Genomic DNA, 9,716 nt, shown 5'->3' on the forward strand with positions numbered 1-9,716 from the left:
TATCAGATGCTTGGCACTTGGGCAGTGGCTGCAGACAATAGCCCAGGCTCGAAGGAGATGCACGTGGTCTATGCATCCCCGGGAACCATCGCCGCATACCGCAAGTCCGGGCGCTTTCCTGATGGCACTGTTCTCGTGAAGGAAGTGTTCAAGACGACCACAAAATCTATGACAACCGGAACGGTAAGTAGCGCCGGCACCCTTGCCGGTTGGTTTGTCATGGTGAAAGACGACGTCGGCCGATTCCCCAAAAACGAGCTTTGGGGAGACGGCTGGGGTTGGGCCTGGTTCGATTCAACTGATCCCACGAAGACTACATCCACGGACTACAAGAAGGACTGTCAGTCCTGTCACGTGCCGGCGCGAGCATCAGACTGGATTTACACCCATGGCTATCCGCCTCTGAGCCGATTAAGGCAGCCTAGTGTCGATGAAATGTCAGTGGTCGGACCGCCGCTCTGTACAGAGCAGTTCGGGGAGCGAGGTCACCTCGACCGCTGGCGCACGCTATGTTGGGAACGGATTTTTTTATCCATGCAAGATCTCCGGAAAATGGACGAATAGCCGAGGAGACAATTTCCATAAAACGGAAGTGCTACGGCCATTCCGTGTATCGCATTCAGTCACGTGCGGGTGAGGTCTCGACACATGGAGGAAGAGGATGAAGACGATCGTGGTGACAGACCAGGCTGCCGGAACGGCCGGGAAGAAGCTGGTGGAGCGGCCCGAACCGCGGGCGGCGGCTAATGACGTCGTCGTTCGGATTCTGCAAACGACTTTAGGGCCAACAGCAACACGCTCGGCTCTCATGCAAAGATTGGAAGCTCATTATGCGGTATGGAAAGTCACATAAGGCGATCGAACAACTGACCGCGGAGCAACACCGCGTCACACAGGAAGCAGGGACTGAGCGCCCGTTTTCCGGGGAATACAACGACCATTCGGAACCTGGCATCTACGTGGACGTTGTCTCAGGCGAGCCCCTCTTTGCGTCGTCCGACAAGTTTGACTCTGGCTGCGGGTGGCCAAGTTTCACTAAGCCCATCGTTCCCGAATATATCAACCTGTTACGCGATATCTCCCATGGGATGATCAGAGCCGAGGTTAGATCAACCCACGGCGACAGCCACCTCGGCCACGTCTTCCCGGATGGCCCGCCTGATCGCGGTGGCCTGCGCTACTGCATCAATTCCGCGTCGCTCCGGTTCATCCATCGCGACAACATGGAGAGTGAGGGCTACGGCGAATATCTCGATCAGGTTGAGGAGACTTAATATGCATCAGCGCGCTGTACTCGCTGGAGGATGCTTCTGGGGGATGCGGGACTTCCTCCGCAAGCGCGCCGAAGTCGCCTCGACTCGTGTTGGCTATACCGGCGGCGAAATTCCGGACGCGACTTACCGCAACCATGACGCTCATTCGGAGGGGATCGAAATCGTCTTAGACACAACGCGAACGAGCTACCGAAGCGTCCTTGAGTATTTCTTCCAAATCCACGGTCCGGCGACGTTGAAGCGTCGGGGTGGAGACAGTGGCAGCTCATACCACTCGGCGGCCTACTATATCGACGACGAACAGACTCGTATCCCCAATGAAACCATCGCCGAGATGGACGCCTCCGGCCTTCGGGAAGGCGAGGTTGTCGCCGAGGTTGATCCTGTCGGAGATATCCGGCAAGCCGAGCTAGAGCATCAGGATTATCTTGAGAAGCAGCCGGGGGGCTATACCTGTCATCTCCGTCGCCCCGGCTGGGTCCTTCCCGAGCGGGAGACCACTGGCGAGTCCATAGCAACTCCTTCTCATACCGGCGCCGATGCTTGATTGGAGAAGCAGGTTCGACATGCACGAATTCTTCGGTTCCAAGGATATCGCCCCTGGCGCCGTTCGTCCTGTGCTCGACGCGGTGGCTCTCGGCTGCGAACGAGACCAACGCCAACTGTTCACGGGGGTCAGCTTCCGGCTGCGGGCCGGCGACATGTTGCGCATCCGCGGGCCGAACGGCAGCGGCAAGAGCAGCCTGCTGCGTCTGCTGTGTGGCCTGGCCCAACCGGCCGCCGGACATGTCGAGCTGTTCGGCCAGGCCGTTACCCAGCAGCGCGGCAAGCTGGGTTCCAAACTGCTATGGATAGGCCATGCTGCCGGCGTCAAGGCACTATTGACCCCCGAGGAAAACTTAGCCTGGCTGGGAACCTTGCACACGCGCGGCGCAAGCGCGGCGATCGGACAGGCACTGGCCGCGGTGGGCTTGCGTGGCTTCGAAGATACACCCTGCCATGCGCTTTCTGCCGGGCAGCAACGTCGAATCGCGTTGGCGCGTCTGTACCTGCCCGCAGCGCCAGCGCTGTGGCTGCTGGATGAACCGTTCACGGCACTGGACGCTGCCGGCACGGCGCAACTGGAAGAACGCTTGGCGACGCATTGCGAGCGCGGTGGCACGGCGGTGCTGACTACTCACCACGAGTTAACGAGACGCGCGCAAGCCTATGCCGACCTTGATCTGGGACAGTACGTCGCATGAAGATGGGCTTTATTCCCTTATTTAATAGTGAGCTTCGTCAGTTATGCCGTCGTCCAGCGGACCTCGCCAACCCGTTGGTGTTCTTCTCCGTCGTCGTCACCCTGTTTCCGCTCGCTCTAGGGCCGCAATCACGATTCATGCAACAGGCGGCACCAGGATTGCTGTGGGTCGCGGCGCTGCTGGCCGTGCTGCTCTCGCTAGAAGGCTTGTTTCGTGCAGATTTCGAGGACGGATCACTGGAACAGTGGATGCTTTCATCTCATTCGCTGGCGATGCTCGTGCTGGCAAAGGTGTCGGCGCATTGGCTCTGCAGCGGCCTCGCGCTGGTGGTACTAGCCCCGCTTCTGGCTCTGATGCTCGGCCTGCCGGCTCATTGCCTCCCAGCGCTGCTGCTGTCGCTGTTGTTGGGCACGCCTGTGCTCAGCCTGCTCGGCGCAGTTGGCGCGGCACTCACCGTCGGTTTGCGGCGCGGTGGGCTATTGCTGGCCTTGCTGATCTTGCCAATGTATATCCCGGTACTGATCCTGGGCTGCGGCGCGCTACAGGCCGCCTTGCAGGGTCTACCCGTCGCGGGGCACCTGCTGTGGCTTGCTTGCCTCGCCGTGCTGGCAATCACCCTGACACCGCTTGCCATCGCAGCGGGGCTATCCATCAGCGTCGCCGAATGAGACACCGTCTACGGCACAGGCCAACGAACCCTGATGAGCAACTTGAATGAACTGGACCTGGCTACACAAATGGAGCTCGCCTAAATGGTTTTACGACATGAGCGGGAAATGCCTGCCCTGGTTTGCCTCCGCCAGCGCGCTACTGCTCGCGATCGGCCTTGCATGGGGACTGGTATTCGCGCCCCCGGACTACCAACAGGGCAACAGCTTCCGCATCATCTATATCCACGTGCCGGCGGCATTGCTAGCCCAATCCATCTACGTCGTGCTGGCGGTGGCTGGGACCATCGGACTGATTTGGAAGTTGAAGCTTGCCGATGTGGCCCTGCGGCAGGCGGCGCCCGTCGGTGCCTGGATGACAGTCATCGCGCTGACCACCGGCGCAGTCTGGGGCAAGCCGACCTGGGGCACGTATTGGGTGTGGGACGCGCGCCTGACCTCCATGCTCATCCTGCTGTTCCTGTATATGGGAGTGATCGCGCTGGGCCAAGCAATTACCAACCGCGACAGCGCTGCGCGGGGTTGCGCGGTGCTGGCCGTGGTCGGCGTGGTCAACATCCCGATCATCAAGTACTCGGTCGAATGGTGGAACACCCTGCACCAGCCCGCCAGTTTCTCGCTCGCGCAAAAGCCTGCGATGCCGGCGCAGATGTGGGTACCGCTGCTGTTAGCTGTGCTGGGTTTCTATTGCTTCTTTGGGGCGGTATTGTTCGCGCGTATGCGCCTGGAAGTGCTGCGGCGCGAGACCGGCAGCCGCTGGGCCGACGCTGAGATCGCCCGACTACTCAAGGACCGGACATGATTGCATTTGAGTCGTTCACTGATTTTCTCGCCATGGATGGCCATGGCGCCTACGTCTGGAGCGCCTACGGCTCGTGCCTGGCGCTGATGGCACTGAACGTGGTACTACCCCTGCTGACGCGCCGCCGGTACTTGAACGACCTGGCGCGCCGTCGACGCCGGGAGGTGTCGCGATGACCCCAGTCCGCAAGAAGCGCGCGTATTGGATACTGGCTCTGGTGTGCGGCGCCGGCGCCGCCGCGGCGTTGGCGCTCGCCGCCCTACGAGAGAACATCAACCTGTTCTACACCCCGAGTCAAATCGCCGCCGGCGATGCGCCGCACGGCACGCGCATCCGCGCCGGCGGCCTGGTCGAGACCGGATCGCTAAAACGCACACGAGACTCGCTGGCACTGCGATTTAGCGTCACCGATGGCGCCCGCAGCATAGTCGTGCGCTACCAGGGCATCCTGCCTGACCTGTTCCGCGAGGGCCAGGGCATTGTCGCGATGGGCAGGCTCGACGACGACGGCATGCTGCACGCTGACGAAGTCCTGGCCAAGCACGACGAGAACTACATGCCGCCCGAAGCTATGAATGCGCTGAAGCAAGCCGGGACGACCGGCCAACTCCCGCGCGGCAAACAGGAGTCTGCTCAATGATCCCCGAACTCGGACTGCTGGCCCTAATCTTGGCCCTATGCCTCGCCCTGGTGCAAGCTAGCATCCCATTGGCCGGTGCCTGGCGCAACGACCGCCGCTGGATGGCGCTGGCGAGGCCGGCCGCCTGGGGACAACTCACGTTTGTGATCGTCTCGTTCGCCTGCCTGGCCCATGCCTTCCTGACCAATGACTTCTCGGTCGCGTATGTGGCACAAAACTCCAACAGCATGCTGCCCTGGTACTACAAGTTCAGCGCGATCTGGGGCTCGCACGAGGGCTCGCTGCTGCTGTGGGTTTTGATACTGGCCGGCTGGACATCCGCGGTCTCGCTCGGCGCCCGCCAACTCCCGGAGGCGATGCTGACGCGGGTTCTCGCGGTGATGGGCATGATCAGCACCGGTTTCCTGCTTTTCCTGATCGGCACCTCCAACCCTTTCGCCCGCTTGCCCAATGTCCCCACTGATGGTCGTGACCTCAATCCTCTGCTGCAGGACGTCGGCCTGATCGTCCATCCGCCCATACTCTATATGGGTTATGTTGGTTTCTCGGTGGCATTCGCCTTCGCCATCGCGGCCCTGCTGGACGGCAAGCTCGACGCTGCTTGGGCACGCTGGTCACGCCCCTGGACAACCGTGGCATGGGCCTTTCTCGGCCTGGGCATCGCCCTAGGGTCATGGTGGGCCTATTCTGAGCTAGGTTGGGGCAGTTGGTGGTTCTGGGATCCCGTCGAGAACGCGTCGTTCATGCCGTGGCTGGTAGGGGCGGCGTTGATCCACTCTCTGGCTGCAACCGAAAAACGCGGTGTGTTCAAGAGTTGGACCGTGCTGCTTGCAATTGCCGCGTTCTCGCTCAGCTTGTTGGGCACCTTTCTCGTCCGGTCGGGCGTGCTGACCTCAGTGCACGCCTTCGCCACCGACCCGGCGCGTGGCGTGTTCGTGCTGGCGTTCCTGCTGGTGGTGGTGGGCGGCTCACTCACGTTATTCGCGCTGCGGGCACCGGTCGTCAAGAGCCAGGCCGGCTTCGCAATCTGGTCGCGCGAAACGCTGCTTTTGGTGAACAACCTGCTGCTGTCGGTGGCGGCGGCAATGGTTCTGCTGGGCACGCTCTACCCCTTGATTCTCGACGCACTGACCGGCGCCAAGCTGTCGGTCGGCCCACCTTACTTCAATGCCATGTTCGTGCCGCTGATGGCGCTGCTGATGGTTACGGCCGCCATCGGCATGCTGACGCGTTGGAAAGACACGCCGGTGCGCTGGCTGGCGCGCATGCTCGCCCCAGTGTTAGCCGCCAGCCTGCTGATCGCGCTCGCCGCGGCCACGCTGCATGACCGGTCGCGTTTTGCGGTGGCAATGGGCTGCCTACTGGCCGCATGGATCGTGTTGGCGGGCCTGCGCGACATCCTCGACAAGACGCGCCACAAAGGGCTGTTCAAGGGCCTGCCGACTTTGGGGCGCAGCTATTGGGGCATGCAGATGGGCCACCTCGGCTTCGCCGTCTGCGCTCTGGGCGTCGTGCTAACCAGCGCCGGCAGCCTTGAGCGGGAGCTGCGCATGATGCCCCGCACCACCATTGAACTGGGTGGCTATCGGTTCATGTTCGAGGGCACGACCCGGCTTCAGGGACCCAACTACACTAGCGATCGCGGTAGTGTACGGGTCATGCGCGATGGCCGAGAGGTCGCCATGCTGCACCCGGAAAAGCGCGTCTATCACGTCCAGCAGGCCTCCATGACCGAGGCCGGAATTCAAGGCGGCTTCACCCGCGACCTGTTTGTGGCATTGGGAGAGCCGCTGGCCGACGGCGCCTGGGCGATACGGCTGCAGATCAAGCCGTTCGTGCGCTGGATCTGGCTGGGTGCGCTGATGATGGCTCTGGGCGGCTTGCTAGCGGCGGCCGATCGGCGCTATCGCGTCCGGGTGGTCCGGCCGGCTCCGGACATGCACATAGCCGGGACGCATCCATGAAACGATTGCTGTTGCTGCTGCCGCTGGCATTGTTCCTGTTCATCGCGGTGCTTCTGTATAGCGGCCTGTTCCTCGATCCAACCCGGCTGCCCTCCGCTCTGATCGGCAAGCCGTTCCCCACATTTGCGCTACCGGCTCTCGACGAGCCATCGCGCGTGCTGACGCGCGACGACTTCAAGAGGCAGCCGGCACTGGTCAACGTCTGGGCGACATGGTGTCCAACCTGCCGCCAAGAACACCCAATGTTGACCAAACTGGCCGACCAGGGTGTAGTCATCTACGGGGTCAATTATAAGGACGAGCGGAAGGCGGCGCAGCACTGGCTGCGCACTGTGCACAACCCATACCGGCTGACAATCGAAGATGCTGCTGGCACGCTGAGCCTGGACCTCGGCGTGTCCGGTGCCCCCGAGACCTTCTTTATCGACGCCCAAGGCGTCATTCGCGACAAGTACATCGGCATCATTGATGAGCGCGTCTGGCGGGAAGAACTGGCGCCCATTTACGACAAACTGCTACGGGAGGCCGCAGAATGAAGCGCCTGATCGTCATGACCGTCTTGGTTTTTGGCGTACTCGGTGGTAGCCAAGCTGCCATCGACACTCGCGAATTCTCCGACGACAGCCTGCGTCAGCGCTATCACGATCTCGCCAGCGTACTACGTTGCCCCAAGTGCCAGAACCAGAACATCGCGGAATCGAGTTCACCCATCGCCGATGATTTGCGCGGCGAGATCCATCGCATGCTGCATGAAGGCAGAAGCGACGAGCAGATCGTCGACTTCATGGTCTCTCGTTATGGCGATTTCGTGCTGTACGACCCGCCGCTTTCCTTAAGCACGGTCCTGCTATGGTTTGGGCCGGCCGCGCTACTGCTGGCCGGCGGCGGGGCCGTGGCAGCCGTCGTCGCAAGCAGGCGTCGCTCACGTCCGGCGACTGGGCGCGCATTGTCCGAATCCGAGCGGCATCGCCTGTCCGGCCTGCTGCAAGACGCTGACCTATCCATCGAGCAAGATCCATGACCGCTTTCTGGCTCTACGCAGCACTGTTGTTCGCAACAGCTCTGGCCTTCATCCTAGTGCCCCAGGTGCACCTCCCTCGCAAGCGTGTCGACGCCAACCGGCACCGTCTGAATGTGGAACTCTACCGCGAACGTCTGCGCGAATTGGAGACACAGCACGACGTTGGCGCGCTCGACGCGGTTCAGCTTGAGGCTGGACGGGTCGAGGTGGCCCGCGAACTTTTGGATGATTCACAAGGGCCGGAGCACGCTGCCGGCGCACGGCTGGGTCGAGTTGTTCCCCTCGTCGCGGCACCGTCGGTGCCACTGCTTGCGCTGGTGCTGTACCTACACTGGGGCTCGGTGGACCGACTCGTGCCGACGCCCCAACATGCGGGCCAGGCGGTGCAAAGCATCGAAAAGGTCAGTATGCGCCTGGAAGCGCTACTGGCCGCGAGACCCGACTCGTCCGAGGGTTGGTCATTGCTAGGTCGCGCCTACATGGCTCAAGAACGCATGGACGATGCGGCTCGCGCGTTCGAGCGCGCCGTCACCTTGGCGGGGCGGCCGCCGGAACTACTGGGGTACTGGGCCGAGGCCTTGTATTTCGCGGGTGGTCGCCAATGGACGCCACAGCTACAGGCGCTGACCGACGAAGCCCTTGCTAGCAATCCGCAAGAGGCGGCCAGCCTGAAGCTGGTTGGCATGGCCGCGTTCCGGGCGGGCCACTACGTCGAGGCCGCCACTTACTGGGAACGCCTGGCGACCACAGCGCCTGAGGGGGACCCGAGCCGCGCCGCTATCGCGAATGATATTGCACGCGCCCGCGAGTTGGCCAAGCCGGCCCCCGCAAAAGGAGCGCCGGGGTGACCTAGCAGTCCGCTCCGCGTCGGGTCAATGTGGGCACGCCTGCGGCCGCCATTCAGCTCGCGCTATCCAAGCCGCGAGACGGCGGACACGCGTGGAGGCACATCCGTTGTTGACGTTCACCAGAACTTCCTCCTTGAACTTATGAGGAGGGCTCGCACCCTTCCGGCTACGCTGTATCCTCGATTACATCGAAGACCGTCTTGGTGACAACATCGCCATCACGGAGCTAGCTGCTATGGCTGAGGTCGGTCTCCAGCATTTCATGCGCGCCTTTCGTGCGTCCACCGGTGAGGCGCCGCTGCGCTTCATCATGCGACGACGCGTCACCCGTGCCACGCGACTGCTGTTGGAAACCTGCACGTCGCTGATTAAGATCGCACACGACTGCAGCGTGCCACCGAAGGCGACATTCATCTCCTGAAAGCCATGGCCAATCGCGAGCATCGCACGGCCCCGCGACACGGCGCCGCGAATCGGTTGCATGGCAACGCTGTCGCGGGCGGGATCGAGCGGGAACTCTGCTGGCTCTTCGCGTCCATAGAGGGCCGGTGCTACCTTCGATGCGCCACCGGGGAGCAGGAGGCCGGACGGGGGCCTCAGATAGGGCGTGACATCGGAGATCGCGCCGGTCGCAGGAATGAAGATCGGCGCAACGCCGGCTACATCGCTCAATGCGCGACGATAGCATTCCTTGACGCCATGTTGATCGCGTTCATCGACAGAAAAACGGTCGCAGACGGCGCCGACGAGAGGTGCATTAGTGTGGCACGAGGAAATCCGTGGCGTATCAGGTCGGCGGCGGCAATCACCACGAGGGGGCGGCTTGATACGTCATGTGCGAGTACCGCTGCTGCATGACCCCTGCCGGGAACCGTACCGCGAACGGCGCACTTCAATTGCCACCGGAGGTGGAGGATGGGTCGTCTCGTTGCTTTGATCCTTTCTGGCATTTTGTTGAGCAAAAGTAGTCTCGAAATTGGTATCGGGTACGCCTAAAGTGGAGGCTCCTAACCGCCTGATGAAAGGGCTGCAACATGAGCCATATCGCTATTCCCGCCATCGAGTCCGCCACCTTCGCCATGACCAACGGAACTACCAAGCCCAATGCCGTCATCGAATGTATCTTGAGCCGCAGCGCTGCCAAGTACTACGACCCGGCGGCCACCTTGAGCGACGACCAAATCCGCGAGCTGGTGCGAATCGGCACCGCTGCGCCGACATCCTTCCACTTGCAGAACTGGCGCTTCATCGCCGT

General features: G+C 62.0%; 15 protein-coding genes and 1 pseudogene. 15 read left to right on the forward strand and 1 reads right to left on the reverse strand.

Translation table 11 applies throughout. From position 1 onward, the window contains the following. The 14 genes from BLR29_RS31545 to BLR29_RS33285 form a co-directional block, all read left to right on the forward strand. Nucleotides 1-564 (forward strand): cytochrome P460 family protein (locus BLR29_RS31545; RefSeq protein WP_143018586.1); only part of this gene is annotated, 564 nt, incomplete at its 5' end. 97 nt (nt 565-661) lie between these two features. After that, on the forward strand, nt 662-853 hold the full coding sequence (locus BLR29_RS33155; RefSeq protein WP_092143991.1) for a hypothetical protein: 192 nt from the start codon (nt 662-664) through the stop codon (nt 851-853). Beyond that, nucleotides 831-1,274 carry a peptide-methionine (R)-S-oxide reductase MsrB gene (msrB, locus tag BLR29_RS31555; RefSeq protein WP_092143994.1) on the forward strand — a complete coding sequence of 148 codons (444 nt, stop codon included), beginning with the start codon at nt 831-833 and terminating at the stop codon, nt 1,272-1,274. Before BLR29_RS33155 ends, msrB begins: the two co-directional genes overlap by 23 nt. 1 nt (nt 1,275) lies before the next feature. Beyond that, nucleotides 1,276-1,821, forward strand: coding sequence for a peptide-methionine (S)-S-oxide reductase MsrA (msrA, locus tag BLR29_RS31560; RefSeq protein WP_092143997.1), 546 nt, complete (start codon nt 1,276-1,278; stop codon nt 1,819-1,821). A gap of 19 nt (nt 1,822-1,840) precedes the next feature. After that, complete coding sequence (gene ccmA, locus BLR29_RS31565) at nt 1,841-2,518, forward strand: cytochrome c biogenesis heme-transporting ATPase CcmA (protein ID WP_092143999.1); 678 nt, start codon at nt 1,841-1,843, stop codon at nt 2,516-2,518. 2 nt (nt 2,519-2,520) lie between these two features. Beyond that, a complete protein-coding gene (gene ccmB / locus BLR29_RS31570; RefSeq protein ID WP_369804747.1) occupies nt 2,521-3,186 on the forward strand; it encodes a heme exporter protein CcmB in 666 nt (221 codons plus the stop codon). Nucleotides 3,187-3,232: 46 nt separating this feature from the next. Beyond that, the gene (locus BLR29_RS31575; protein WP_092144004.1) at nt 3,233-3,988 is read left to right on the forward strand and encodes a heme ABC transporter permease; all 756 of its coding nucleotides are present in this window, start codon (nt 3,233-3,235) and stop codon (nt 3,986-3,988) included. Beyond that, entirely contained in the window at nt 3,985-4,164 is a 180-nt protein-coding gene (ccmD, locus tag BLR29_RS31580; protein WP_218132738.1) for a heme exporter protein CcmD, read from the forward strand. Before BLR29_RS31575 ends, ccmD begins: the two co-directional genes overlap by 4 nt. Further along, a complete protein-coding gene (gene ccmE / locus BLR29_RS31585; protein ID WP_092144007.1) occupies nt 4,161-4,628 on the forward strand; it encodes a cytochrome c maturation protein CcmE in 468 nt (155 codons plus the stop codon). The genes ccmD and ccmE overlap by 4 nt, the downstream gene beginning before the upstream one ends. After that, nucleotides 4,625-6,592 (forward strand): heme lyase CcmF/NrfE family subunit, encoded by a 1,968-nt coding sequence (locus tag BLR29_RS31590; protein WP_092144010.1) that lies wholly within the window; start codon nt 4,625-4,627, stop codon nt 6,590-6,592. The genes ccmE and BLR29_RS31590 overlap by 4 nt, the downstream gene beginning before the upstream one ends. Further along, on the forward strand, nt 6,589-7,128 hold the full coding sequence (locus BLR29_RS31595) for a DsbE family thiol:disulfide interchange protein (protein ID WP_092144013.1): 540 nt from the start codon (nt 6,589-6,591) through the stop codon (nt 7,126-7,128). The genes BLR29_RS31590 and BLR29_RS31595 overlap by 4 nt, the downstream gene beginning before the upstream one ends. Then, nucleotides 7,125-7,613 (forward strand): cytochrome c-type biogenesis protein, encoded by a 489-nt coding sequence (locus tag BLR29_RS31600; protein ID WP_092144016.1) that lies wholly within the window; start codon nt 7,125-7,127, stop codon nt 7,611-7,613. The genes BLR29_RS31595 and BLR29_RS31600 overlap by 4 nt, the downstream gene beginning before the upstream one ends. Further along, entirely contained in the window at nt 7,610-8,461 is an 852-nt protein-coding gene (gene ccmI, locus BLR29_RS31605; protein WP_092144019.1) for a c-type cytochrome biogenesis protein CcmI, read from the forward strand. Before BLR29_RS31600 ends, ccmI begins: the two co-directional genes overlap by 4 nt. A 235-nt stretch (nt 8,462-8,696) precedes the next feature. Continuing rightward, the gene (locus BLR29_RS33285) at nt 8,697-8,882 is read left to right on the forward strand and encodes a helix-turn-helix domain-containing protein (protein WP_092144022.1); all 186 of its coding nucleotides are present in this window, start codon (nt 8,697-8,699) and stop codon (nt 8,880-8,882) included. Here the strand turns inward: BLR29_RS33285 and BLR29_RS33290 are convergent. Next, nucleotides 8,855-9,289 (reverse strand): annotated as a pseudogene (locus BLR29_RS33290) (gamma-glutamyl-gamma-aminobutyrate hydrolase family protein); the annotation flags it as partial. The gene BLR29_RS33285 and the pseudogene BLR29_RS33290 sit on opposite strands and share 28 nt — an antisense overlap. Nucleotides 9,290-9,540: 251 nt before the next feature. On the opposite strand from BLR29_RS33290, the gene BLR29_RS31620 reads away from it, so the two are divergent. Then, a partial coding sequence (locus BLR29_RS31620) for a nitroreductase family protein (protein ID WP_176861124.1) occupies nt 9,541-9,716 on the forward strand: 176 nt, incomplete at its 3' end.

Source organism: Cupriavidus sp. YR651 (genome assembly GCF_900101625.1).
Lineage (GTDB): Bacteria > Pseudomonadota > Gammaproteobacteria > Burkholderiales > Burkholderiaceae > Cupriavidus.